Raw genomic sequence first — 24,000 nt, 5'->3', positions numbered from 1 at the left:
AAATTGCGGCAGACGATAATGGGGCCTCCATATTCATGTGTTCTTGCTCGTGTTTGATGTTCGTAATTTTGCAACTTGCGTCCAGCTTCAAAGTCTGGACAATTGGAACATGGAACACCAACCCCTTAAATCTTGGCCTGACAGCGCTGCAACTTTGGTTGCGGTGGCAGCTGGGCGCGCACCTGCAGATATGGTTCTGCGCGGTGGCAAAGTCGTTAACGTCCACACCCGCGAAGTATTGGACGGCTGGCAGGTTGCAATTAGCGCTGGGCGTTTTGCCTATGTTGGCCCTGATGCCGGGCATTGCATTGGGCCGGATACGGAAGTGATCGAGTTGGGTGGACGATATCTAATCCCCGGCCTGTGCGATGGGCATATGCATATTGAATCGGGTATGCTGACACCTGCGGAATTTGCCAGTGCGGTGATCCCACATGGCACCACGACAATGTTCACTGACCCCCATGAGATTGCCAATGTTTTGGGATTGCGGGGTGTGAAACTGATGCATGATGAGGCTCTAATCCAGCCTATTTCCATATATACGCAGATGCCAAGCTGTGCGCCTTCCGCACCGGGCTTAGAGACGACGGGTTATGAGATTGGTCCCGACGATGTGGCTGAGGCGATGACATGGCCGGGCATTATTGGACTGGGTGAGATGATGAACTTTCCCGGTGTGGTGAACGGCAGTCAGCAAATGCTGGCTGAGATTGCCGCGACTCAAAATGCGGGGAAAACTGTGGGCGGGCATTATGCCTCGCCTGATTTGGGACCGGATTTCCATGCCTATGCGGCGGGTGGCCCAGCGGACGATCACGAGGGCACCTGTGAGGCCGATGCGATTGCGCGAGTGCGCCAGGGGATGCGGTCGATGATGCGGTTGGGATCTGCGTGGTATGACGTGGAGAGGCAAATCACGGCGGTGACAGAAAAAGGGCTGGATTCGCGGAATTTTATCCTGTGCACAGATGATTGCCATTCTGGCACTTTGGTAAATGAGGGGCATATGAACCGGGTTTTACGGCATGCGATTAAATGCGGGTGCGAGCCGTTGGTGGCGTTGCAAATGGCGACGATTAACACGGCGACGCACTTCGGGTTGGAGCGGGAGCTTGGCTCTATTGCGCCGGGCCGCCGGGCCGATTTGATTGTAACCTCTGATTTGCGTGAGCTGCCGATCGAGCAAGTGATTGCGCGGGGGCGGATTGTAGCTGAGGGCGGCAAGGTTTTGGTCAGTTGTCCGCATCTGGACTGGCCTGACGATGCGCGCCAAACTGTGCACCTTGGGCGCGAACTGGATGCCGCTAATTTCGAGATCAAGGCTCCTGATGGGGCTACATCTGTGACTGCCAAGGTCATCGGAGTGGTGGAAAACCAAGCGCCAACAGAGACATTAATACGTAAAGTTGCGGTGGAACAGGGTCTTATTGAGCCGAAAGGAGCAACCTGTCAAATTGCCCTAGTGGAACGCCATCGCGGCACTAGGGATGTGGTAAACGCGCTGGTCGAGGGCTTTGGGTATGAAGGACGCATGGCGATGGCCTCGACCGTGGCGCATGACAGCCACCACATGATTGTGGTGGGCACCGACCGCGCACAAATGGCGTTGGCGGCGAACCGGTTGGCCGAAGTTGGCGGTGGCGTCACCGTTTGGAAGGACGGGCAGGAGTTGGCTCTGGTCGAGTTGCCGATTGCTGGCCTGATGTCTGACAGGCCTGCGATAGAAATGGCGGCAAAAGCCGACCAAATGGTTGCGGCGATGGAAGCCTGCGGTTGCACCCTGAACAACGCGTATATGCAACATTCTTTGTTGGCGCTGGTGGTCATCCCATCGCTTCGGATATCCGACCTTGGGTTGGTGGATGTGACCCGTTTCGAGTTAACCAAATTGATAGAGGAAACTATATGATCGGCTTTGACGCCAACCTACCTATTAGAACCCCCGATGTTCCCGAGACAGAACTATTTAGCGACCCCAAAAAGGCTGTCGAGCGCCTGTGCGAGATGTACAGCGACGCCGCGAATTTTTTGATTGAGCGTTTCCGTGACAGCCTTGAAGGCAATCCGCCCGCTGAGCGGTATCGCGCGTATTATCCCGAGATAAGAATTACAACGCAGAGTTTTGCGAAGATTGATAGCCGTTTGAGTTTTGGTCATGTCGCCCAGCCAGGCTGTTATTCTACGACGGTTACACGCCCCGATCTGTTTCGAAACTATCTGGAGCAGCAGATTGGCTTGCTGGTGGACAATCATGGGGTGTCGGTCGAGGTGGGCGTATCGACGACGCCCATGCCCATGCATTTTGCCGTGGCGAATGCGGCCGATTTGACGGTGCCGCAAGATGGTGCACTGGAATTCACTTTGCGCGACGTGTTCGATGTGCCCGACTTGGCGACCACAAATGATGATATTGTGAATGGAACGTTGGCCGAATTGCCAAATGCTCCGGCCCCTCTGGCCCCATTCACGGCGCAACGTGTTGACTATTCTCTGACGCGTCTAGCGCACTACACTGCCACGGACCCTGAGCATTTTCAAAACCATATCTTGTTTACCAACTACCAGTTCTACGTCGAAGAATTCGAAGGGTATGCGCGCGAAATGTTAGCGGACGCCACGAGCGGCTACACCAGTTTTGTGAGCACGGGAAATCATGTGCTTACCGATCCAAAAAGGATGATTCCTCCGACCCCGAAAATGCCCCAAATGCCGACCTATCATCTGACTCGAAAAGACGGGTCGGGGATCACATTGGTAAACATCGGGGTTGGGCCATCAAATGCTAAAACCGCGACCGATCATATCGCAGTTTTACGACCCCATGCTTGGTTAATGGTGGGGCATTGCGCGGGGCTACGGAACTCTCAAAGCCTAGGGGATTTTGTGTTGGCGCATGCCTACCTTCGCGAGGATCATGTGTTGGACGACGACCTGCCCGTTTGGGTGCCGGTTCCGGCCTTAGCAGAGATCCAAATCGCACTGGAAAAGAGCGTGGCGGAGGTCACTCAGCTAGAAGGGTATGACTTGAAGAAAATCATGCGGACTGGCACAGTTGCGACGATTGATAATCGCAACTGGGAATTGCGCGATCAATCCGGCCCTGTGCAACGGTTGAGCCAGTCGCGCGCCGTGGCGTTGGATATGGAAAGCGCGACGATTGCAGCCAATGGATTTCGGTTTCGGGTGCCCTATGGCACGTTGCTTTGTGTCTCGGATAAGCCACTGCATGGTGAGTTAAAACTGCCCGGAATGGCGTCTGACTTCTATAAAACACAGGTATCGCGGCACTTGTTGATCGGAATTCGAGCTATGGAACACCTGCGCGAAATGCCGCTGGAGCGGCTTCATTCCCGAAAATTACGCAGTTTTGCCGAGACTGCGTTCCTTTAACCTTAGGTAAAGCCATAAAAAACGTAAAAAATAGGGGTTTTCACACACTAATTGTTGTGCGGCCCCGCTATATTCAGTTACGTTCCGCCGGTAACACCCCAAAACTTGGGATAAAGAGAGGGAGCAGAGCTCATGGCAACGAAACCTATGACCAAGACACAATTGGTCGCAGCATTGGCTGAAGAAGCAGGCACCGACAAAAAGGGCGCAGCTGCCTCCTTGGACGGTCTGATTGCAATCATCACGCGTGAAGTGTCCGGCGGTGGCGCAGTAACCCTGCCCGGCGTTGGCAAAATCTACTGCCGCGAACGTCCGGCACGAATGGTGCGCAACCCTGCCACCGGCGAACAGATTTCTAAAGAAGCTGACAAAGTGGTCAAAATGACCATCGCGAAAGCATTGAAAGACAGCGTTAACGGCTAATCGCCGATACCGCTGACGGAATTTTAGGGTCGCCTTCGGGCGGCCCTTTTCTTTTGCCTAGTTTCACGTGAAGGTGCGGTGAAATAGTTAGGATTTGAACGGTGGATTTCAAAGCAATCTTGATGGGACTGGCATTCGCCTTGATGTGGTCCAGCGCGTTCACTTCGGCGCGCATTATCGTGGCGGACGCCCCGCCGTTATTCTCGCTTAGTTTGCGGTTTTTGATCTCTGGGGTGTTGGGCATTTTGATTGCCAAAGCATTGGGTCAAACGTGGAACCTAAGCCGCGCACAATGGCGGGCAACGTGGATATTCGGAATTTGCCAAAATGCGCTATATTTGGGTCTAAATTTTGTCGCCATGCAATGGATCGAAGCGTCATTGGCGGCGATCGTTGCCTCGACCATGCCGTTGATGGTTGGATTGGTGGGATGGGCGGTTTACCGCAACAAAATTCCCGCAATGGGCGTGGTTGGATTGATCGCGGGCATCGCGGGTGTGGTGCTGATCATGGGCACACGGCTGAATGGCGGCGTGGATCCGTTTGGGGTGGCGTTTTGCGTAATCGGTGCGATGGCGCTGACCTATGCGACCTTGGTGGTTAAAGGGGCAGCATCGGGCGGCAATGTGTTGATGATCGTGGGGCTACAAATGTTGGTGGGCAGCGCGTGCCTGTTTGCATTCGCCATCCCGCTGGAGACTTGGGAGGTTTCGCTGTCACCGACTTGGATCTTCGCGTTTGTCTACACCACGCTGGTGCCGGGGCTGTTGGCAACCTGGGTGTGGTTCATGTTGGTGGGGCGCGTGGGCGCGGTGAAAGCGTCTACGTTTCACTTCCTGAACCCGGTGTTTGGCGTGGCGATTGCAGCCGCGTTGCTGGGTGAGAAAATTGGTGCAATGGACGTGGTCGGCGTGGTGATCATTGCCGGTGGCATTCTTGCCGTGCAACTGGCCAAGCAGAAAACTTAGCCGATTTTTCCTCTGTTAGACCCGATTTGACCGCGGTGCAGCAGCAGATGATCAAGGATCACACAAGCCATCATCGCCTCGCCCACGGGCACGGCACGGATGCCGACGCAGGGGTCATGGCGACCCTTGGTGATGATTTCCGTGTTCTCACCCGACTTGGTGATGGTCTTGCGGGTCTTTAGGATCGAGGAGGTCGGCTTGACCGCGAAGCGCACCACAATGTCTTGCCCCGTGGAAATACCGCCTAGAATGCCACCGGCGTGGTTGGAGCTGAAAACGGGGCCGTCTGGACCCATAGTTATCTCATCCGCGTTGGCTTCTCCGGTGAGCATCGCGGCCTGCATCCCTGCCCCGATTTCCACACCTTTGACGGCGTTGATGGACATCATGGCAGCAGATAAATCAGTGTCTAACTTAGCATAAACTGGCGCGCCAAGGCCTGCTGGGGCATTTTTAGCCATAACCTCGATCATGGCACCAACAGAGTTCCCAGTTTTGCGTAAACCATCAAGATAGCCCGCCCAAGTGACGGCGGCATCGGCGTCAGGCACCCAAAACGGGTTTTGATTGATCTGCTCCATGTCGCGCACATCTGTGCGGTGTTCGCCCATCTGCACCATAAAGCCCGTGATTTTCAGGTCAGGCGCAAGCATTTTGATTGCCTCACGTGCAACTCCGCCAGCGGCAACCCGCGCGGCAGTTTCACGAGCAGAGGAGCGCCCGCCACCGCGATAATCGCGGATGCCGTATTTTGTCCAATAAGTGATGTCGGCATGACCGGGGCGGAATTTCTCGATGATGTCGCCGTAGTCTTTGGAGCGCTGATCGGTATTTTCGATCATCAACTGAATTGGGGTGCCGGTTGTAACACCCTCGAACACGCCGGACAGAATGCGGACCTCATCGGCCTCGCGGCGCTGAGTGGTATATTTGCTGGTGCCAGGTTTGCGCTTGTCGAGCCACACCTGGATCATCTCTGCCGTCAGGGGCACGCCCGGTGGGCAGCCGTCGACAGTTGCGCCAAGCGCCGGCCCGTGGCTTTCGCCCCAAGTGGTCACGCGGAATAGATGGCCAAAACTGTTCATCGACATGGGGTGTCTCCCTTTTCACCTACGGTCTAGCGGCGAGGCAGGCAGCCCTCAAGTGGTTTCAGCTTGCTGGGGGGCCGCTTGGGGCTTAGATACAACGATACCTCGGGGGGCCATCAAGGCTGAGATTGCGCAAGCTGACCCGTTGAACCTGAACCGGTTAAGACCGGCGGAGGGAAGGTTTGAGATGGTCTCACTCCCCACTCCGTCCGGCGTTTGGAGGAACCACGATGAAAAAGACCCTTCTAAGCGTAGGACTGATCACATTGGCCACCACGGCATTTGCCGAGGATAAACCAGTGCTGACAATCTACGCGCCTGACTACTTTACCAGCGAGTGGGGCCCCGGCCCTAAAATCGAAGCAGCGTTTGAGGCTACTTGCGAGTGCGACGTGCAATATGTGGCGGGCGACGTGCTGCCGCGCATTTTGCTGGAGGGTGATCGAACCAAGGCCGATGTAGTTATTGGGCTGAACACTGATGTGACAAAGAAGGCCCGTAAAACGGGTCTATTCCTGCCCCATAGACAAGATACTAGCGACCTGACCATGCCGATAAAATGGACAGATGAAGTATTTTTACCATTCAACTGGGGCCACACGGCGTTCATCTACAACAACGAGAAGATGGCCAACGCGCCAACCACGTTTGACGCATTTTTGGCGGACGAGAGCGTGAAGGTTGTGCTGCAAGACCCGCGCAGCTCGATCTCGGGGTTGGCTTTGATGCTTTGGGTCAAAGCGGTTTACGGCGATGAAAGCCAAGAGGCGTTCAACAAGTTGGCGAAGAAAACGCTGACCGTGACCAAAGGTTGGTCGGAAAGCTACGGCATGTTCACTGACGGCGAGGCCGACATGGTGCTGAGCTACACGACATCGCCTGCCTACCACATCATTGCAGAAGAAGACCTAACCAAAACGGCCGCAATTTTCGATGAAGGGCATTATTTCATGACGGAGCTGGTGGCACAGATAAAGACTACTAAGCAGCCGGAATTAGCGCAAAAATTTATGGATTTTGTGCTGTCGGAGACTTTTCAAGAGATGATCCCAACGGCAAACTGGTCCTTTCCGGCGAAACTGGATGCGGCGAAGTTGCCTGAAGGGTTTGCCAAGCTGGCATTGCCGGAAAAGGCGCTGTTTTACTCAGAAGATGAAGCAGCCGAATTGCGTGATACGGTGTTGGAAGAATGGCTGAGCGCGTTCAGCCAATAAATCTGTCCACGATTGGCGGGGCGGCAATTGTCGCCCTGCTATTGGTGCTGACACTTGGGACGCTGGGCGCGGTTGCGTGGCGGGCGGAAGAGGTGTCGGCGCTATCAAAGAATGACTGGTCCGCCGTTAGATTCACGTTGTGGCAAGCAGCGATCTCGGCGGTGCTAAGTGTAATCTGTGCGATCCCTGTAGCGCGGGCTTTGGCGCGGCGCCAATTTCGCGGGCGGACGTTGCTTCTGACTATTCTGGGTGCGCCGTTTATCTTGCCGGTAATTGTTGCCGTGCTGGGATTGCTGGCGGTCTACGGACGCAGCGGTATTATATCTGATACATTAGTTTGGGCTGGATTAGAGCCTCTTTCTATCTATGGTGCGCATGGGGTAATTCTTGCGCATGTGTTCTTTAACCTGCCATTGGCGACGCGACTTATCTTGCAAGGGTGGCTGGCAATTCCGGCGGAGCGGTTTCGGTTAGCGCAGTCCCTTGGCTTTAGCTCGCGCGATGTTGCGCGGCATCTGGAATGGCCAATGTTGCGCGAGGTTTTACCCGGCATCGTGATGGTAATTTTCCTGATTTGTACGACCAGCTTTGCGGTGGCATTGGCGCTGGGTGGCGGGCCGAAGGCGACGACGATTGAGTTGGCAATCTATCAGGCGTTTCGCTTTGATTTCAATCTGTCTAAAGCGGCATTATTGGGGTTGGTGCAATTCGTGATTTGTGCGATTTTGGCCCTAGCATCCCTGAGCATATCTGTGCCGTCCGGTCAGGGCGGCGGGCTGGACCGTGTGGTGGCGCGCGATGACGGATCAAAGCTGTTTGATGCGATGGCGATTGTGATTGTAGCGTTGTTTTTGATCGCACCGCTGGCGATGATCGTAGCCAAGGGAGTGGCCGGGCTGCCGGAGCTACAATTCAGCATTTTAGGGGCTGCTTGGCGGTCGGTTTGGGTTGCCGTGGCTTCGGCCGGATTGACGGTTGCTATGGCTATGGGCTTGGCCTTGCTGGCGCTAAAATGGGGGCGTTGGGTCGAAGCGGTGGGCTATCTATCCGTCGCGGCCTCGCCATTAGTGATTGGCACAGGGTTGTTCATTTTGACCTACCGCTGGATCGACCCGATATTGCTGGCCTTGCCGGTGACGATCGTGGTGAACGCGGCGATGAGCTTGCCATTTACCTTGCGCGCCTTGTCGCCTGCTTTGCGGCAGGTGGAGGAAGACTACGGGCGGTTGGCGACCTCTTTGGGGATGTCTGGTTGGGCGCGGATGCGGATTTTACTGCTGCCCAGATTGCGCCGCCCTTTGGGGTTTGGTGCGGGGCTGGCGGCGGCTTTGTCGATGGGGGATTTGGGTGTGATCACACTGTTTGCGGACCCGAACCACGCGACGTTGCCGTTGGCGTTGTATAATTTGATGACGGCGTATCGGATGGAGCAAGCCTTTGCCGCCGCATTAGTGCTGTTGGTGCTAAGCCTGACACTGTTTTGGCTGTTTGACCGAGGAGGGCGCGTGGATGCTGACCTTTGAGAATGTGAAAATCACGCAAGGGGAGTTCATCTTGCGGGCAGATTTTTCGATTGGCGTAAGTGATAAGGTGTCGGTGATTGGACCATCGGGGGCGGGGAAGTCTACGTTGCTGTCGGCCTTGGCGGGCTTTGTTTTGGTGACAGAGGGGCGGATTTTATGGGAAGGGCGCGACATTACTCATGCGGCTCCAGCGGAGCGACCCTTGGCGATGGTTTTTCAAGACAGTAATTTATTTCCGCATTTGAGCGTGGCGCAGAATGTGGGGTTAGGATTGAAGCCTAGCCTGAAACTGGACGCGCAGGAGCACGAGCGCGTGGTGGAAGCGTTGAGCCGTGTTGGGCTGGACGGCTACGGCGCGCGTAAACCTGCGGCATTGTCGGGCGGGCAGCAAAGCCGTGTGGCGTTGGCGCGCGTTTTATTGCGCGATAAGCCGGTGATGATTTTGGATGAGCCGTTTGCGGCTCTTGGGCCTGCGCTGCGGGTGGAAATGCTGGAGTTGGTGAATGAGATCGCGCGGGAGCGCGGATTGACGGTATTGATGGTGACGCATGATCCAAAAGATGCGCGGCAACTAGATGGGATGACGGTACTGGTGGCGGACGGCATGGCGTATGCGCCTGTGCCAACGGGCCTATTTTTGGACAATCCGCCCGACGCTTTGCGCGACTATCTGGGCGTGTAAAATCCGCTATATGTTATGTGTGGCGCAACTGGCGATGTGCCTCGGCGATGGCAATCCCGGCTGAGATTGCCACATTCAGGCTTCGCCCACCGCCGGGCATGGCGATTTTCACCCGCCCTGCAGCGGCATCATGCACATGATTAGGCACGCCCGCGCTTTCGCGGCCAAGTAATATGCAATCCCCGGGCTGAAATTTGAAATCCCATAGGTCTGTGGCCCCTTTGGTGGAAAGCAAGACCAGCCGCCCCGGCTGAGAGGCCTGAAACGCATTCCAACTGTCGTGATGACGCACATCGGCTTTCTCGGCGTAATCTAGGGCGCGGGTTCGCAACAATTTTAGCGAAAAAGGGAAGCCACAGGGTTCAATTACGTGGATGGGCGCGTCAAAACACACCCCTAATCGGACGAGTGACCCTAAATTTGGGGCTAAATCAGGCTCAAACGCGGCAATTTGGACATGGTGCGACAAATGGCTTCCCTTACAAGACGTTCATGGGTGGACGTGGTAGTACCTTAGAATATATCTAACGCCGATATTCTGCGCTTCGGTGCGGATTCTTCAATTTTACCGGCCGCATAAGCGGTCCGACAAGGGAGAAGTTCTCGTGTCCCACGCAGACGACCATGACGGCGCAACCCGCCGCGACTTTTTGTACTATGCCACAGCTGGCGTTGGTGCCGTTACCGCAGGAGCCGCAGTTTGGCCCTTGGTGAACCAAATGAACCCCTCGGCGGACGTGAAAGCGCTTGCTTCCATTGACGTTGACGTGTCCGGCATTGAGCCTGGCACGCAACTGACCGTTAAGTGGCTGGGCAAGCCTGTCTTCATCCGTCGTCGTACGGATGAAGAGATCACAGCAGCCCGCGCGGTTGAGATGTCCGATTTGCCCGATACTGGCGCAGAAAATAAAAACCTTGGCCCAGAGGCTGATGCGGCGGATGAAAACCGCTCGTTGGATGAAAGCGGCGAATGGCTGGTTATGATCGGCGTTTGTACGCACCTTGGCTGTGTGCCTTTGGGCGATGCTGGGGACTTTGGCGGCTGGTTCTGCCCGTGTCACGGTTCGCACTACGACACCGCTGGCCGCATCCGTAAAGGTCCGGCACCGCGCAATTTGCTGGTGCCTGTCTCGAAATTCACGTCGCCTGACGTACTCAAACTCGGTTAAGGGAGAAATCGATATGGCTGGTATCCCACACGACCATTATGAGCCCAAATCTGGCGGCGAGAAGTGGCTTCACTCTCGTTTACCAATTGTTGGCTTGGCGTATGACACGCTGATGATCCCGACCCCGAAGAACCTGAACTGGATGTGGATCTGGGGCATTGTTCTGGCGTTCTGTCTGGTGCTGCAAATCATCACAGGCATTGTGCTGGCGATGCATTACACCCCGCATGTCGATCTGGCGTTCGCCTCGGTTGAGCATATCATGCGCGATGTGAATGGCGGCTATATGCTGCGTTATCTGCATGCCAACGGCGCGTCGCTGTTCTTTGTGGCCGTTTATGCCCACATCTTCCGCGGCCTGTATTATGGCTCCTACAAAGCACCTCGCGAGATCACGTGGGTCATCGGCATGATGATTTATCTTGCGATGATGGCCACCGCCTTTATGGGCTATGTGTTGCCATGGGGTCAGATGTCTTTTTGGGGCGCGACTGTTATCACGGGCCTGTTTGGTGCCATCCCCGGTATTGGTGAGATGATCCAGACGTGGCTGCTGGGCGGACCTGCTGTGGACAACGCCACGCTAAACCGCTTCTTCTCGTTGCACTACCTGTTGCCGTTCGTGATTGTTGGCCTTGTCGCCATTCACATTTGGGCGTTCCACACCACAGGCAACTCCAACCCAACTGGTGTTGAAGTACGTCGTGGCTCTAAGGAAGAAGCTGCGAAAGATACTGTGCCGTTCTGGCCTTACTTCGTCATGAAGGACTTGTTTGCGCTGGCCGTGATCATGGTGGTGTTCTGGGGCATCGTGGGCTTCATGCCCAACTTCCTTGGCCACCCCGATAACTATATCGAGGCAAACCCGTTAGCCACGCCTGCGCACATCGTGCCGGAATGGTACTTCTTGCCCTTCTACGCCATTCTGCGAGCTTTCACCGCTGATGTTTGGGTCGTACAGTTTGTATCCTTCATCACTGGTGGCATCGTGGACGCGAAGTTCTTCGGTGTGGGTGCCATGTTTGGCGCAATTGCTGTAATGGCTGTCGCCCCATGGTTGGATACATCATCCGTGCGCTCTGGCCGCTATCGCCCGATGTTTAAGTGGTGGTTTGGCTTGCTGGTCTTCGACTTCTTGGTTCTGATGTGGGTCGGCGCTATGCCAACCGAAGAACCATACGCCACGATATCACTGATCGCGTCTGCCTACTGGTTCGGCTATTTCCTAGTGATTTTGCCGCTTCTGGGCGTCATCGAAAAGCCGCTGGCCCGTCCAGCGACGATCGAGGAAGATTTTGACGCGCATTACCCCGCCAAAGACAAAGGCTCCGACGCTGTCGCAGCTTCTGTAGAGTAAGAGGAAGATACCGATGTTTAAGAAACTCTCACTCGCAACCGCTTTGGCGGCAGGCCTTGTTTCCGGCGCTTATGCGTCCGGGGACGCAGGCCACACACATGATGCTGAATTCTCCTATGAGGGGCCGTTTGGCACTTATGACCAGAACCAGCTGCAACGTGGCTTGCACATCTACACGGATGTTTGTTCAAGCTGTCATGGTTTGAAGTTTGTGCCGATGCGTACGCTGGCAGACGAAGGCGGCCCCATGCTGCCCGAGGACCAGATGAAGGCCTATGTTGCGCAATTTTCGATCAATGACGAAACTGCAAATCAGCATTTGTACGATCCTGAAACCGAAGAACTACGTGCGCTAAAGCCAACGGATAAGTTCCCAGCGAACAACTCTCAGGGCGCACCTGATCTGTCGTTGATGGCTAAGGCGCGCGCCGGGTTCCATGGCCCTTATGGGTCTGGGATCAACCAGTTGGTACACGGTATCGGTGGCGCAGAATACATCGCCTCGATCCTCACTGGATACACTGGCGAAGAAAAAGAAGAAGCGGGCACCACGTTCTATGAGAACACCGCTTTTCCGGGCGGCTGGATTTCGATGGCACCGCCACTTTTTGGGGAAGATGTAGATTTTGCGGATGGTCACTCCAATGAATTGCACCACGAAGCCGAAGACGTTGCAGCCTTCTTGCGCTGGACGGCAGAGCCACATCAAAATGCACGTAAGCGCACGGGCTTTATTGCGGTGCTATTCTTGATCATTTTGACCTCGTTGCTGTACCTGACCAACAAACGCATCTGGGCACCGATCAAGCGCAAAGACTAAGGTTTTCTAGCTGAAATTTTAAAAGGCGCGCCTGACAAGGCGCGCCTTTTTTATGAGTCCTGATTGGGTTTCAGGCTTAAAATCATCTCTCGATGCGGAATTCCTGCATCGTCGAACTCTGGCCCGAAAACCTTAAAACCCAACTTTTCATAGAATCCGATAGCGTGGGTTTGGGAGCCGAGCACGGCCTCATCAAACTTATCGCGTAAGTCGTCCAGAATGAACTGCATCAGCCTCGCGCCCAGGCCTGTACCGCGTTGTGCGTCCAGAACCGCGACGCGCTGAATTTTGGCGCGAGGACCCAACGGCATGACGCGCGCAGTTGCGGCGGGCAGGTTGCTGGCATAAGCGAGATAATGGCGGCAAAGTGCTTCTTTACCATCCATCTCTTCCTCCTCGGAGACATTTTGCCCCTCGATGAACACCACCCGCCTGATGTGTTGGCAAGCGGCGATATCATCGGTGCGGGTAACTTTATCCAACGGGGGCCGTCGCAGCCATGGCAGCGTTTTTGGCAAACTTGGCCTCCCACGCTGCAAGATTCGGGCGGGTATTGCGCCAGTTACGGTCGGGGTGGCGGAAATCAACGTAACCCAATGCGCAGGCGACCGCGATTTGACCGATATTGAGGGTGTCGGAGGTCAGGGTACTCATCCAAGATGTTTCAATCGCGTCCAGAGCGGTGGTGATTTTTAGCCATTGGGCCTCGACCCATTCTGGGTATTGCTTGTCCTCGGGGCGCACGCGGACCTCGTACACCATTAAGATTGCTGCGTCGGTGATGCCGTCGGCGGTGGCCTCGAGGGTGAGGAGCTGCCAAGTGGCATCACCGGCCCCGTAAAGCCCGGCTTTCGCGCGCTCATCAAAGAAGCGACAGATAACACGGCTATCGTAAACAGGCGCGCCATTGTCTAAGGCTAGCGCGGGAATTTTACCTAAGGGATTTAGGTCGCGCGGCATAGTCCCGGGATCAATCGGGGTGCCGCCTGCGGTGAGAATTTCTACATCATCAACCTGACCAGTTTCGCGTAGAATCAGTAAAACTTTGCGCGCAAAGGGTGATGTTGGGCTGGAATAGAGTCTCATTTGATATCGTCCTTTGATTGAATACCCCGCATAAGGGCGGAAAGAATTGGTGTATCTTGCCCGATGCCATAGGCGGCTACATGATCGGCAGCCGAGATGCGAACTGCATCGGGTTTGTTTTGGTTCAGTTTCCACGTGCCGTTGATCTCGGTCGGGTTGAACTGGAAAGGCTGGATTTGGCGTAGCATCCGCTCGAGCATATCACCCGACATTTTGCTGCTGGTCCAAGGCGGCTTGGGTAGCAGGTGTTGCTCAAAATGCGCCGACAGGCGGTCGAGCAGTGGGAGCAAATTACCTTGAGGCAATTTGGTAAGTGTGCCGCGAATCTGGATGGCAACGTAATTCCAAGTGGGAACCTGATCTTCAACGCCATACCAATCGGGCGAGATATAGCTGTCGGGGCCAGTCACCGTGATGACGGCAGGTTGCGGGTCATTGCAGGCCCGGGCGATGGGGTTGGAGCGTATAAGGTGAAGTTCTGCCATTTTTCCATCTTCTGAGAGCAGAAATGGAACATGCGATGTTAGTGGGCCATTGGGCCCATTGATTGCTAAGGTGCCGAACCCCCGCTCACGCGCAAACTCGATGTTTCGAGAGGCAGAGACCTGCCTATAGTTGGGATTAGAATGCATGGCGGTATCGTCAAGTTGGTGGCACTATTGTGAGTTTAGTGTGCAAGGCAGATTTAACCAGCCGTTATTTTGTAGATGATATAGTTCTCTGTGGGTTAGTACGGTATACGATCACCGAATTTTATTATCCGCACTATCAAATGGCAATTCTACGGCGCTGCCAAACGAGAATTGCTCCCGAGGTTGAACACCAGTCACATAAGGGTGCCGAGAACAGCCCCTACCGTTCCGAAAGTGAGAAAACGCTAGGCGATCAGGAAGCCTGCAACAGTACATATCGATCCATTCGGCTATTCGAGATTGCTTCTCCGTCCCAGCGGATGTCACATGAAAGCATCAAATGGTGGGACCTTCGTTCAACCAGAAGTTAACGTGATAGTACCTCAACGTACCTTTGGGCGTTGCGAAGCTGTAGTTATTTTGAAGCTGATAGCCCATTTTCATAGGGGGGCAAGCGATGCTTTCCGGGAAAATTGGGCAGTTGCCCTAACACCAGTGCGCGAATTTGGGTCCAAAAGGTGCCAAGAGCAGTAACAAAAACACCAAGCAGTAGCAGTGTTAGAACTGGAGACCACAATGTTCCGGTTTCACTTATTGCTGCGGCTGTGATCAGGCCGATATAGATCAGCCCCGCCGTAAGAAAGCTTCGTCGGTCGATAATGATGGCGAGCAGTGTGAAAAGCACGAGTACAACAATGGCTGATCCAGTGCCAATAGTGCCGCCAAGCTGATAGTTTGACATAACCAAGGTGTTCACCAGCGCAGGGGCTGCAAGGATATGTAGCCAGAAAGCTGAGGCTGATTTTCGGCTTATACGGTGGGGATCTTGCAGATCGAACCAAAGAGCGCCGACAAAGGCACAAACCCCAAAGACAAGTGTTCCGATAGCAAGGTAGGGCTGTTGGCGTAGGTCAAAGTAATCAGTCAGATTTGATGAGGATGAATACCCGCTTGGGATCAGTATTTCGACAGCGCTGAAAACGGTTAAGATTCCAAAAACACCTAGGGCCAGCATGGCAAATGGCAGGCGAAACACTCGAAAGTAAACGGTCATTCCAAGTATGCCGACAATCCCAACAATCAAGCTGGACGTTGGGGTTAAGTCCCCATTGGAGCTTAATAAAAACAAGCTGCATGTAGCTCCAAGTGCTGTAGCAAATGAGATGCATATTGCGATGGAAGGTAAAGACATTCGTCGCTTTTTGGTAAAGTAGAATGCGAACCCAATTGAGAGGAGCATAGCAATAAAGGGGATGGAAAGAGGGTCACTTAAGAGGGTGAATAGGCCAAGGAAGCCCGACATGAGGAGGGTTAAACCTACGGTTATGAAGATTTCAGCGAAGCCCTTGAACAACTCAAAAGGCTCATCATCACCGATCATGTTCGCCCGATAACCTTGGCGCTGGTCAGACAGGATCATTAGATTGCTGGCCTGCGTTTCATCTAAAACGCCAGATGAAACGGCGGCACGTAGATCATCACGGGTGATGCCTTCAGGCATTGATGGTCTCCACGGTTAGGTTTCCGTTGGTGTAAACGCAAATTTCAGCAGCAATTTTCATTGCATCGCGTGCGATAGTCTCTGCGTCTTTATCTGTATCCATCAAAGCCCGCCCGGCGGCCAATGCAAAGTTCCCGCCTGATCCAATGGCGGCTATGTCATGTTCGGGTTCAAGCACATCGCCGGCCCCTGTGATAACATAAAGCTCGGAGCCGTCGGTGACGATCAGCATTGCCTCGAGGTTCTTAAGGTATTTATCGGTGCGCCAATCTTTTGCTAACTCAACAGCAGCACGAGATAGTTGACCAGGGGTGGCTTCTAGTTTGGCTTCCAACCGCTCCAGCAGGGTAAATGCATCAGCGGTAGAGCCTGCGAAACCCGCAATAACATCTGTCCCACCCGGAGAGAGGCGTCGAACTTTGCGCGCAGTGCCTTTCATGACGGTTTGCCCAACAGACACTTGCCCGTCACCTGCAATGACAACTTTGCCACCTTTGCGAACACCAATAATGGTGGTCCCGTGCCAGCCGGGGAATTTTCCCTCAGACATGGAAATCTCCTTTTGTCATTTGAGAGTATATAGGCATGGATAGGGCGTTGCGCAAAGGGCATACGCGCCAATTACCGAACGCCAGTGAGCCGTAAAAGCCGCCTCGGATAGATGCTTTGTATAACAAGAAAGGCCCCGAAACTAAGTGTCGGGGCCTTTGCTAGAAATATGTATCAGGTTTAGTCTAGTGAGCGTTCGACTTCTTCGCGAGTGAAGATCTCGATGACGTCCGCAGGGCGAATGTCATCATAGGCTTCAAACGCCATGCCGCATTCTTGACCTGACTGTACCTCTGGAACTTCGTCTTTAAAGCGTTTGAGGGTTTTCAGCGTACCTTCATGGATGACGATGTTGTCACGTAGCAAGCGAACTCCGGCAGAGCGGCGCGCGACCCCTTCGGTTACGATACAGCCAGCAACTTTACCCACGCCAGTAACTTTAAAGACCTCTTTGATTTCAGCATAACCGATGAAACTTTCTTTGATTTCAGCAGAGAGCAACCCAGAAGCAGCCTGTTTTACATCATCAACAAGGTCGTAAATAACCGAGTAGTACCGGATTTCCACGCCTTTTTGGTTGGCGGTGTTCCGTGCCGATGCATTCGCCCGAACATTGAAACCAAAGACCGGAGCGCCGGATGCTTCTGCCAAGCCGATATCAGATTCGGTGATCGCGCCCACGCCAGAGTGCAATACGCGAACACGAACCTCATCGTTGCCGATTTTCTCCATCGCCTGAACGATAGCTTCGGCAGAACCCTGCACATCAGTTTTCACCAAGATAGGCATTTCTGTAAGGCTTTCGTCGTCCTTGGCCTTGGCCATAAGTTGCTCAAGGGTTGTGGCGGCACCAGCGGCGGCGCGGCGGTCTTTGCCAGCTTTTTCGCGATATTCAGCGATTTCACGGGCTTGAGCTTCGGTGTCGACAACATTCAAGACGTCGCCAGCTTCCGGGGTGCCGTTAAGGCCAAGAACCTCGACAGGAACGGACGGGCCGGCTTCTTTGATGCGGTCGCCTTGGTCATTGATAAGTGCGCGAACGCGACCGTATTGCTCACCAACAACAAAGATGTCGCCTTGGCGTAGTGTTCCGTTTTGAACCAAAACTGTTGCTACAGGTCCGCGACCAACATCCAGTTGGGCTTCGATCACAGCTCCAGAAGCTGCGCGATCAGGGTTGGCTTTGAGTTCCAAAATTTCCGACTGAAGGGCAATGGCTTCCAGTAGAGTATCAAGGCCTTGGCCGGTGGTCGCAGAAACTTCAACGTCTTGAACCTCACCAGACATTTTCTCGACGATAACTTCGTGTTGAAGTAGGTCAGTACGAACTTTGTCTGGGTTGGCGTCAGGCTTATCGACTTTGTTGATGGCAACAATCATTGGAACATTTGCGGCCTTGGCGTGGGCGATAGCCTCAATTGTTTGAGGCATGACAGCGTCATCGGCAGCCACAACAAGAACTACGATGTCTGTCACCTGTGCACCACGAGCACGCATTGATGTAAACGCGGCGTGACCGGGCGTGTCGAGGAAGGTCAATTCTGTCCCGTCTTGGACAACTTGATAGGCCCCAATATGCTGCGTGATACCACCAGCTTCACCCGCGGTTACACGGGCGTTGCGAATGGAGTCGAGTAGGGATGTTTTACCATGGTCAACGTGACCCATGATTGTGATGACGGGCGCACGAGGCTTGAGGTCAGACTGATCATCATCAATCTGCGTGATCACATCTTCAACATCAGCATCGGAAACGCGGACAACTTTATGCCCAAACTCTTCGATGATCAGCTCGGCTGTGTCAGCGTCGATCGACTGTGTTTGTGTGGCCATAATACCGTTAGTCATCAAGGCTTTCACAACGTCAGAGACACGTTCGGCCATACGGTTGGCAAGCTCGGACACAACAATTGCCTCAGGTAGCTGAACATCACGCACAACTTTTTCGCGCTCAACAGTACCACCCATAGCTTTTTGGCGCGCACGCTCTTGCTTCCGCTTCATGGCGGCCATGGATTTATGACGACCTTCGCCGCCGCGTAAGGCTTGGTTTAAGGTCAGCTTGCCAGACCGGCGCGCATCATCATTGCGGCCTTTGTTGGCTTTATTCCCGCGATCTTCACGCTCACGGCGTACAGGTGTCGGGGCTGCTTTTCCGCCGCCACGAGGACCTGATGGAGTCGCAACTTGTGGTTCACCAGGTGCCGCGGCAGGTGCAGGTGGTGCGGCCGCACGAGTTTTTTCCTCAGCAGCCTCGCGTAGTTTGCGTGCTTCCTCGTCAGCTTTAGCCTTGAGAGCATCCTCACGTTCTTTTTCTTCGCGCTCTTTAGCTTCTGCTTCGGCACGACGCCGCTCGCGGCGCGCGGTGCTTTCGGCCTCTTCGCGCGCACGGCGCTCTACATCAGAGGCTTCTTGCTCTTTGGCAGCCTGAAGCGCCTTCATACGGCGCTCCATTTCGGCATCGGAGATACCGGCAGGGCGCTTGGAAGGGTCACCAACAGAAGGTGAGCCAGTAATTGAGGGCTTCACACCACCGGGCTTGGGAACCATTACGCGTTTACGCTTGGTTTCCACGACCACGTTCTTGGTACGACCGTGGCTGAAGCTTTGCTTCACATTGCCGGGGCGACCTGCGCCACTACCACGAAGACCAAGGGTTTTTTTACCGTCACTATCGCTCATGCGTCGTCTATTCCTTTCGGGCGGGATTTCTTTCCGCCGCTATGTCCGCGGACACCTTTCAGCCTGATGCCTTCAGCTTTTACTTGTCTGCTGAGTCCACCGGCCGTTAAGGCGCCATGTATCACACTTTCCCGACCGAAAGCCAAACCCAATTCCTGAGATGTCAAACAGCCAATAAATACGTCTTTTCCGGGTGGTGAATGGAGCTTTGATTTGCCCCGTTCCGACCCGTCACTAGCTTGCACCAGAAGCGTTGCACGCTCTGTTTCAAGCAAACTTTTTACTTTCTCATAACCGGTGACGGCCTGACCCGCTTTGCGTGCGAGTGAAATCAGGTCAACCAGCCGCCGCGCTAACATTTTCTCGGTTAGCTCAAACAAATCATCGGGTATGCTTACCTGTTCTTTGGCCGAGCGGGAGAAGGCTTTCGTTTTGATTGCTTTCGCCAATGCGTCCTTGTCCGCACTCACCCAGATACCACGACCTGGCAATTTGTTGCGGATATCCGCAACAGCCTGACCCTCTGGACCTACCACAAACCGGATCATCAACGCAGGATCGCGCAACTCTCCGGTGGCGATGCAGCGTCGCTCTAGTCCGTCTTGTTCTTTTTGGTGACCACCGCGGCTCATGCCGGAATACCCGAGACCTGAGATCAGGCCTCGGCCTCCTTAGTCGCATCAGCATCGTCTTCTTCATCAGAAACCAAGTCCGCAGGATCTACCCAACCCAACTGTATACGCGCAGTCATAACCATGTTTTGAGCCTCCTCAAGGGTGATATCGAAGGGCTCTAATACACCATCATCCTTGGAGCGCTCGCCATCTACAGTCGTCCAGCCACCGGCCAGTTCCCAGTCAGCGCAGGTTGCGAAGTCTTCAAGTGTTTTCACATCATCTTTTGCCAAGGCTTCTACCATTTGGGGCGTGAGACCTTCGAATGTGATAAGGCTGTCTTGAACACCCATCTCGCGGGCGTTGTCCAAGGCTTTCTTGGCCTGCGCCTCCAGGTAATCACGGGCGCGAGCTTGTAGTTCAGACGCGGTATCTTCATCGACACCTTCGATTACCAACAACTCGTTGGCTTCGACATAAGCAACTTCTTCCAGAGAGGTGAAGCCTTCGGAAACCAGCAGTTGCGCAAAGAACTCATCCAGATCGAGCGTGTCCATGAACAGCTTGGTGCGGATTTCAAACTCGGCTTGGCGACGTGCGGATTCTTCTTCCTCGGTCATGATGTCGATATCAAGGCCAGTTAACTGTGATGCAAGACGTACGTTTTGACCACGGCGGCCAATTGCCAATGAGAGCTGCTCTTCGGGAACAACAACCTCGATACGCTCGGCTTCTTCGTCAAGAACAACCTTGGAAACTTCAGCGGGCTGAAGTGCATTTACCAAGAAAGTTGGCTGGTCTTCGTTCCATGGAATGATGTCGATTTTCTCGCCCTGAAGTTCATTCACAACAGCCTGCACACGCGAGCCACGCATACCAACGCAGGCACCAACGGGGTCGATGGAGTTATCATAAGAAATCACGGCAATTTTCGCGCGCGATCCGGGATCACGGGCAACAGCTTTGATATCGATGATGCCGTCATAAATCTCAGGCACCTCCATTTTGAACAGCTCCGCCATGAATTGGGGGTCGGTCCGAGATAGGGAAATTTGTGGGCCGCGCACTTCGCGGCTGACATCTTTAATGTAGACGCGAATGCGGTCATTCGGACGATAGCTTTCGCGACCAATTTTCTCGTTGCGACGCAGAATCGCTTCGCCACGGCCAATATCAACGATGACGTTGCCGTATTCTTCGCGCTTAACCTGACCGTTGATGATTGTGCCAACCTTGTCTTTGAATTCCTCATACTGGCGATCACGTTCAGCTTCGCGGATTTTTTGCAAGATAACCTGTTTAGCTGATTGCGCGGCGATGCGGCCCATCTCAACCGGGGGCACTTCGTCAACAATCGTGTCGCCAACGGCTGGGTCGTCCAGATAGTCTTTAGCATCTTCGACATTCAACTCGGCGCGGTCATTCTCGATCATGTCATCTTCGACAACAGTGCGAACGCGGGTGAAGGTTGCCTTGCCAGTTTTACGGTCAATAGAGACACGAATATCCAGATCAGCCCCGTAGCGAGACTTCGCAGCACGCGCGAGGGATTCTTCCATTGCCTCGATGACCAACCCGGGGTCGATCATCTTTTCGCGTGCTACGGCTTCTGCGGTTTGCAGCAGCTCTAGCTGGTTGGCAGATGTAATAGCCATTTCTTCGGTCTCCTCACCATCACGCCAAAGGGGCGTTATTCTTCGCCATCGACGATTTGTTGAACTTCGTCAAATTGTGTTTCGTCAATTTCGCCCGCATCTTTGCGGTTTTTTAAAACGTCGCGGATTAGCTCGTCAGTCAGCACCAGTTTGGCGTCTGTGAGCCACTCAAACTTCAGGCCAATCGTGCCTTCTTCGATCACGATCAGGACTTCTTCACCTTGAACACCGGCCAATTGGCCCTTGAAGCGGCGGCGGCCGTCGATCAGCTCTTCAGTCTCAATCTTAGCCTCATAGCCATCCCACATCTCAAAGTCTTTAAGACGCGTTAATGGCCGATCGATACCTGGGCTAGACACTTCTAAGGTGTACTCGCCTGTAATTGGGTCTTCGACATCAAAGGTCGCGGATAAAGCTGTTGAAATCTTGGCGCAATCATCAACCTCAATGCCACCCTCAGGCTTTTCAGCCATGACTTGCACGATATCTTGCTTGCCAGTTAACAAACGCATCCGCACGAGTTCATAACCCAAACCCTCAATAACGGGTAAGGCGATCTCGGCCAGACGGCGGTCGATAGCAGCTTTGGCGATTAGATCAGACATAGGGTCCTTAAGCACAAAAAAACGGGCGCGCGGCCCGTTGGTATTTCCCGGTGGGCGCTGGGGGTGGAGACCAGCGCGCCGCTGTTAAGGGGGATATAGGGGAAGGTGGATGAGTCTGCAAGAGATGATTGGCATGTGACTGAGAGTAGCCGCAATCAGGTCCAAAAACGGCCCTATTCTGAAATTAACCAGTTCTTAGTTAATTCAAGAATGGAGCAAAAAATGGATATGAATACTTTGGGTCTCGTGGCCTCGGTTAGCAGCGGTGCATTTCTGTGTGGCGTGGCAATTATGTATGTAGCGATGAACCGCACATGGAAAAAACGCAACGCGGAGCGTGCTGCCGCATAAGGCAAACCGTAACGTGAATGAAAAACGCCCCGCCAATTGGACGGGGCGTTTTTCGTTTCTCTAGCGGGTGCCGCTTAAGCGAACCACCAGCGCTCCATGAAGCGTGAGCTGTCCATTTGGAACACGTTGCCCGTGGTGCCAGAATTGGTCAGCTTGCTAGAATGCGCGTCCACGTAGTTGGCATACATCGGAATGACGGTGCCGCCCTCGGAAGACATCAGCATTTGCATTTCATAGTATTGCTCTTTGCGTTTTGCCGAATCCAACTCTGCACGAGCCGACAAAAGCAGCTCTTGGAAGCGTGCATTTTCCCAACCACTGTCGTTCCATGGAACGCCGGATTCATAGGCGGTGGAGAACATCCAATCTTCAGTTGCGCGGCCAGACCAATAGCAAGCACACCACGATTTTTTCAGCCAGACATTGGACCAGTAGCCATCATCGGGTTCCTGCACCACGTTTATGTTGATGCCACCTGCTTTGGCCGAGGCCTGATAAAGCTGTGATGCGTCAATCGCGCCCGAGAAGGCAGCATTGGCGGCTGAAAGGTCCACGTCCAAGCTATCGAGACCTGCTTCTTTGAGGTGGAATTTGGACTTGTCGGGATCGTAGGAGTTTTGTTCCAGATCGGCGGCGTAATATTGGTTTGCTGGACCGATCGGGTGGTCATTTGCAACTTTGCCGTGGCCTTGCAAGATTTTATCAACAAGTTCTTCGCGGTTGATGCCGTGCTTAAGGGCTTTGCGCACGTTCATATCATTGAACGGCTCTGTGCCAGTCAGCATCGGAAAAGTGTAGTGCTGGTTGCCAGTGACTTCTAAAATATTAACCATTGGATTGGCTTTTAGAAGCGCCTCGGTTTTGACATCAACCCGATTAACGGCGTCAACCTGACCTGTCATCAACGCATTCATCCGTGCAGAGGAATCGTTAATCGCGATAACTTCAATCTCGTCGAAATGACCTGCGTCGTCACCTTTGTAGTGGCTTGCAACGCGCTTGCCGACAAACCGAACACCGGGGTCGAAGGACTCAACTTGGTAGAGACCCGTACCGATCCCTTTGGAGATGGCCTCGTCAATTTGGCCGGCCGGGAACATCAAGATGTGGTAATCTGAGAGCAGGAACGGGAAGTCGGCATTGCCAGCCGCCAATGTCATTTCAATTTCGTGATCGTTGATCTTTTTCATCTCGGAGATCGCGGACACGATAGGTTTAGCGGCAGATTTGGCCCCCTCGGCAGTGTGCATTTCCAGCGAGGCAATTACATCGTCAGCGCCAAAAGCTTTGCCATTGTGGAAAGTCACGCCTTGGCGCAGCTTGAAAGTCCAAGTTTTGGCATCAGCAGAAGCTTCCCAGCTTTCAGCCAACTCACCCTTTAGCTGGCCATCTGCGCCCACTTCAGTCAGGCAATCAAACACGGCACCATGGGCACACATGATCATGTAGCTGTCAGAATGCGTCCGCCCATCCCAGCTGTCGGACGTGTTGGCGCCAGCAAGGCCTAACCGTAAGCGACCGCCCTTTTTGGCTTGCGCGCGAAGGGGCAGGCCAGTGGCGGATAGAACACCTGCGGCAACACCTGTCTTGAGTAGGCTGCGTCTTGAAATTTGTGACATATATCGTCTCCCAGTTGGTTTCATTTGAGGCGGTTTATCCGCCATTATATCGGCCCTTATGGGGCGAAT

23 protein-coding genes and 1 riboswitch are annotated in these 24,000 nt (G+C 54.0%); of the genes, 11 read left to right on the top strand and 12 right to left on the bottom strand.

Going from position 1 to position 24,000, the window contains the following annotated elements:
• The first annotated feature begins 109 nt into the window (after positions 1-109).
• The 4 genes from ade (at position 110) to AC3Y7R_RS16240 (ending at position 4,784) form a co-directional block, all read left to right on the top strand.
• Positions 110-1,912: an adenine deaminase gene (gene ade, locus AC3Y7R_RS16255; protein WP_490043119.1), complete on the top strand. Its 1,803-nt coding sequence runs from the start codon at positions 110-112 to the stop codon at positions 1,910-1,912.
• Positions 1,909-3,393 carry an AMP nucleosidase gene (locus tag AC3Y7R_RS16250; RefSeq protein ID WP_490043118.1) on the top strand — a complete coding sequence of 495 codons (1,485 nt, stop codon included), beginning with the start codon at positions 1,909-1,911 and terminating at the stop codon, positions 3,391-3,393. Before ade ends, AC3Y7R_RS16250 begins: the two co-directional genes overlap by 4 nt.
• A gap of 132 nt (positions 3,394-3,525) precedes the next feature.
• The gene (locus tag AC3Y7R_RS16245) at positions 3,526-3,816 is read left to right on the top strand and encodes an HU family DNA-binding protein (RefSeq protein ID WP_298259566.1); all 291 of its coding nucleotides are present in this window, start codon (positions 3,526-3,528) and stop codon (positions 3,814-3,816) included.
• A gap of 101 nt (positions 3,817-3,917) precedes the next feature.
• A complete protein-coding gene (locus tag AC3Y7R_RS16240) occupies positions 3,918-4,784 on the top strand; it encodes a DMT family transporter (protein WP_490043117.1) in 867 nt (288 codons plus the stop codon).
• Here AC3Y7R_RS16240 and aroC read toward each other — a convergent pair.
• Complete coding sequence (aroC, locus tag AC3Y7R_RS16235) at positions 4,781-5,875, bottom strand: chorismate synthase (protein ID WP_490043116.1); 1,095 nt, start codon at positions 5,873-5,875, stop codon at positions 4,781-4,783. The two genes, AC3Y7R_RS16240 and aroC, sit on opposite strands and share 4 nt — an antisense overlap.
• A gap of 93 nt (positions 5,876-5,968) precedes the next feature.
• Positions 5,969-6,067, top strand: a riboswitch (TPP riboswitch).
• A gap of 35 nt (positions 6,068-6,102) precedes the next feature.
• Between aroC and thiB the strand changes: the two genes are divergently transcribed.
• From thiB to AC3Y7R_RS16220, 3 genes are read left to right on the top strand one after another with little or no spacing between them, the layout of a single operon-like run.
• A complete protein-coding gene (thiB, locus tag AC3Y7R_RS16230; RefSeq protein WP_490043115.1) occupies positions 6,103-7,086 on the top strand; it encodes a thiamine ABC transporter substrate binding subunit in 984 nt (327 codons plus the stop codon).
• On the top strand, positions 7,062-8,609 hold the full coding sequence (locus AC3Y7R_RS16225; protein ID WP_490043114.1) for a thiamine/thiamine pyrophosphate ABC transporter permease ThiP: 1,548 nt from the start codon (positions 7,062-7,064) through the stop codon (positions 8,607-8,609). Before thiB ends, AC3Y7R_RS16225 begins: the two co-directional genes overlap by 25 nt.
• Positions 8,596-9,291: a thiamine ABC transporter ATP-binding protein gene (locus AC3Y7R_RS16220; protein ID WP_490043113.1), complete on the top strand. Its 696-nt coding sequence runs from the start codon at positions 8,596-8,598 to the stop codon at positions 9,289-9,291. The genes AC3Y7R_RS16225 and AC3Y7R_RS16220 overlap by 14 nt, the downstream gene beginning before the upstream one ends.
• A 13-nt stretch (positions 9,292-9,304) precedes the next feature.
• Here AC3Y7R_RS16220 and AC3Y7R_RS16215 read toward each other — a convergent pair whose 3' ends face one another.
• On the bottom strand, positions 9,305-9,760 hold the full coding sequence (locus AC3Y7R_RS16215; protein ID WP_490043112.1) for a TrmH family RNA methyltransferase: 456 nt from the start codon (positions 9,758-9,760) through the stop codon (positions 9,305-9,307).
• 136 nt (positions 9,761-9,896) lie between these two features.
• Between AC3Y7R_RS16215 and petA the strand changes: the two genes are divergently transcribed.
• From petA to AC3Y7R_RS16200, 3 genes are read left to right on the top strand one after another with little or no spacing between them, the layout of a single operon-like run.
• Positions 9,897-10,460 (top strand): ubiquinol-cytochrome c reductase iron-sulfur subunit, encoded by a 564-nt coding sequence (petA, locus tag AC3Y7R_RS16210; RefSeq protein ID WP_490043111.1) that lies wholly within the window; start codon positions 9,897-9,899, stop codon positions 10,458-10,460.
• 13 nt (positions 10,461-10,473) lie between these two features.
• Positions 10,474-11,817: a cytochrome b gene (gene petB, locus AC3Y7R_RS16205; protein WP_490043110.1), complete on the top strand. Its 1,344-nt coding sequence runs from the start codon at positions 10,474-10,476 to the stop codon at positions 11,815-11,817.
• Positions 11,818-11,830: 13 nt separating this feature from the next.
• Positions 11,831-12,637 (top strand): cytochrome c1, encoded by an 807-nt coding sequence (locus AC3Y7R_RS16200; protein WP_490043109.1) that lies wholly within the window; start codon positions 11,831-11,833, stop codon positions 12,635-12,637.
• A 50-nt stretch (positions 12,638-12,687) separates the two neighbouring features.
• Here the strand turns inward: AC3Y7R_RS16200 and AC3Y7R_RS16195 are convergent, their stop codons facing one another.
• The 9 genes from AC3Y7R_RS16195 to rimP all read right to left on the bottom strand — a co-directional run bounded on the left by AC3Y7R_RS16195 (position 12,688) and on the right by rimP (position 21,961).
• On the bottom strand, positions 12,688-13,119 hold the full coding sequence (locus AC3Y7R_RS16195) for a GNAT family N-acetyltransferase (protein ID WP_490043108.1): 432 nt from the start codon (positions 13,117-13,119) through the stop codon (positions 12,688-12,690).
• On the bottom strand, positions 13,112-13,723 hold the full coding sequence (locus tag AC3Y7R_RS16190; protein ID WP_490043107.1) for a glutathione S-transferase: 612 nt from the start codon (positions 13,721-13,723) through the stop codon (positions 13,112-13,114). The genes AC3Y7R_RS16195 and AC3Y7R_RS16190 overlap by 8 nt, the downstream gene beginning before the upstream one ends.
• Complete coding sequence (locus tag AC3Y7R_RS16185; RefSeq protein WP_490043106.1) at positions 13,720-14,355, bottom strand: FMN-binding negative transcriptional regulator; 636 nt, start codon at positions 14,353-14,355, stop codon at positions 13,720-13,722. Before AC3Y7R_RS16185 ends, AC3Y7R_RS16190 begins: the two co-directional genes overlap by 4 nt.
• 415 nt (positions 14,356-14,770) lie before the next feature.
• Positions 14,771-15,856 (bottom strand): hypothetical protein, encoded by a 1,086-nt coding sequence (locus AC3Y7R_RS16180; protein WP_490043105.1) that lies wholly within the window; start codon positions 15,854-15,856, stop codon positions 14,771-14,773.
• Positions 15,849-16,406 (bottom strand): ATP-dependent protease subunit HslV, encoded by a 558-nt coding sequence (gene hslV / locus AC3Y7R_RS16175; protein WP_490043104.1) that lies wholly within the window; start codon positions 16,404-16,406, stop codon positions 15,849-15,851. The genes AC3Y7R_RS16180 and hslV overlap by 8 nt, the downstream gene beginning before the upstream one ends.
• Before the next feature lie 179 nt (positions 16,407-16,585).
• Positions 16,586-19,087, bottom strand: coding sequence for a translation initiation factor IF-2 (gene infB, locus AC3Y7R_RS16170; RefSeq protein WP_490043103.1), 2,502 nt, complete (start codon positions 19,085-19,087; stop codon positions 16,586-16,588).
• Positions 19,084-19,719 carry an RNA-binding protein gene (locus AC3Y7R_RS16165; RefSeq protein ID WP_490043102.1) on the bottom strand — a complete coding sequence of 212 codons (636 nt, stop codon included), beginning with the start codon at positions 19,717-19,719 and terminating at the stop codon, positions 19,084-19,086. The genes infB and AC3Y7R_RS16165 overlap by 4 nt, the downstream gene beginning before the upstream one ends.
• 23 nt (positions 19,720-19,742) lie before the next feature.
• Positions 19,743-21,356 carry a transcription termination factor NusA gene (nusA, locus tag AC3Y7R_RS16160; RefSeq protein WP_490043101.1) on the bottom strand — a complete coding sequence of 538 codons (1,614 nt, stop codon included), beginning with the start codon at positions 21,354-21,356 and terminating at the stop codon, positions 19,743-19,745.
• Between the two features lie 35 nt (positions 21,357-21,391).
• Complete coding sequence (gene rimP / locus AC3Y7R_RS16155; protein WP_490043100.1) at positions 21,392-21,961, bottom strand: ribosome maturation factor RimP; 570 nt, start codon at positions 21,959-21,961, stop codon at positions 21,392-21,394.
• 222 nt (positions 21,962-22,183) lie between these two features.
• Between rimP and AC3Y7R_RS16150 the strand changes: the two genes are divergently transcribed.
• Complete coding sequence (locus AC3Y7R_RS16150) at positions 22,184-22,312, top strand: hypothetical protein (RefSeq protein WP_490043099.1); 129 nt, start codon at positions 22,184-22,186, stop codon at positions 22,310-22,312.
• Between the two features lie 74 nt (positions 22,313-22,386).
• Here the strand turns inward: AC3Y7R_RS16150 and AC3Y7R_RS16145 are convergent, their stop codons facing one another.
• A complete protein-coding gene (locus AC3Y7R_RS16145) occupies positions 22,387-23,931 on the bottom strand; it encodes an ABC transporter substrate-binding protein (RefSeq protein WP_490043098.1) in 1,545 nt (514 codons plus the stop codon).
• Positions 23,932-24,000: the final 69 nt, after the last annotated feature.

It is taken from the genome of Litoreibacter sp. (genome assembly GCF_058136045.1).
This window is presented reverse-complemented; position numbering and strand designations above follow the sequence as displayed.

Excerpts from the sequence above, each read along its gene's own strand:
- ade (WP_490043119.1), top strand. The coding sequence starts at position 110 with ATGGAACACCAACCCCTTAAATCTTGGCCTGACAGCGCTGCAACTTTG.
- AC3Y7R_RS16250 (WP_490043118.1), top strand. The coding sequence starts at position 1,909 with ATGATCGGCTTTGACGCCAACCTACCTATTAGAACCCCCGATGTTCCC.
- AC3Y7R_RS16245 (WP_298259566.1), top strand. The coding sequence starts at position 3,526 with ATGGCAACGAAACCTATGACCAAGACACAATTGGTCGCAGCATTGGCT.
- aroC (WP_490043116.1), bottom strand. The coding sequence starts at position 5,875 with ATGTCGATGAACAGTTTTGGCCATCTATTCCGCGTGACCACTTGGGGC.
- thiB (WP_490043115.1), top strand. The coding sequence starts at position 6,103 with ATGAAAAAGACCCTTCTAAGCGTAGGACTGATCACATTGGCCACCACG.
- AC3Y7R_RS16225 (WP_490043114.1), top strand. The coding sequence starts at position 7,062 with ATGGCTGAGCGCGTTCAGCCAATAAATCTGTCCACGATTGGCGGGGCG.
- AC3Y7R_RS16220 (WP_490043113.1), top strand. The coding sequence starts at position 8,596 with ATGCTGACCTTTGAGAATGTGAAAATCACGCAAGGGGAGTTCATCTTG.
- petB (WP_490043110.1), top strand. The coding sequence starts at position 10,474 with ATGGCTGGTATCCCACACGACCATTATGAGCCCAAATCTGGCGGCGAG.
- AC3Y7R_RS16200 (WP_490043109.1), top strand. The coding sequence starts at position 11,831 with ATGTTTAAGAAACTCTCACTCGCAACCGCTTTGGCGGCAGGCCTTGTT.
- AC3Y7R_RS16190 (WP_490043107.1), bottom strand. The coding sequence starts at position 13,723 with ATGAGACTCTATTCCAGCCCAACATCACCCTTTGCGCGCAAAGTTTTA.
- AC3Y7R_RS16185 (WP_490043106.1), bottom strand. The coding sequence starts at position 14,355 with ATGCATTCTAATCCCAACTATAGGCAGGTCTCTGCCTCTCGAAACATC.
- AC3Y7R_RS16180 (WP_490043105.1), bottom strand. The coding sequence starts at position 15,856 with ATGCCTGAAGGCATCACCCGTGATGATCTACGTGCCGCCGTTTCATCT.
- hslV (WP_490043104.1), bottom strand. The coding sequence starts at position 16,406 with ATGTCTGAGGGAAAATTCCCCGGCTGGCACGGGACCACCATTATTGGT.
- infB (WP_490043103.1), bottom strand. The coding sequence starts at position 19,087 with ATGAGCGATAGTGACGGTAAAAAAACCCTTGGTCTTCGTGGTAGTGGC.
- AC3Y7R_RS16165 (WP_490043102.1), bottom strand. The coding sequence starts at position 19,719 with ATGAGCCGCGGTGGTCACCAAAAAGAACAAGACGGACTAGAGCGACGC.
- nusA (WP_490043101.1), bottom strand. The coding sequence starts at position 21,356 with ATGGCTATTACATCTGCCAACCAGCTAGAGCTGCTGCAAACCGCAGAA.
- rimP (WP_490043100.1), bottom strand. The coding sequence starts at position 21,961 with ATGTCTGATCTAATCGCCAAAGCTGCTATCGACCGCCGTCTGGCCGAG.
- AC3Y7R_RS16150 (WP_490043099.1), top strand. The coding sequence starts at position 22,184 with ATGGATATGAATACTTTGGGTCTCGTGGCCTCGGTTAGCAGCGGTGCA.
- AC3Y7R_RS16145 (WP_490043098.1), bottom strand. The coding sequence starts at position 23,931 with ATGTCACAAATTTCAAGACGCAGCCTACTCAAGACAGGTGTTGCCGCA.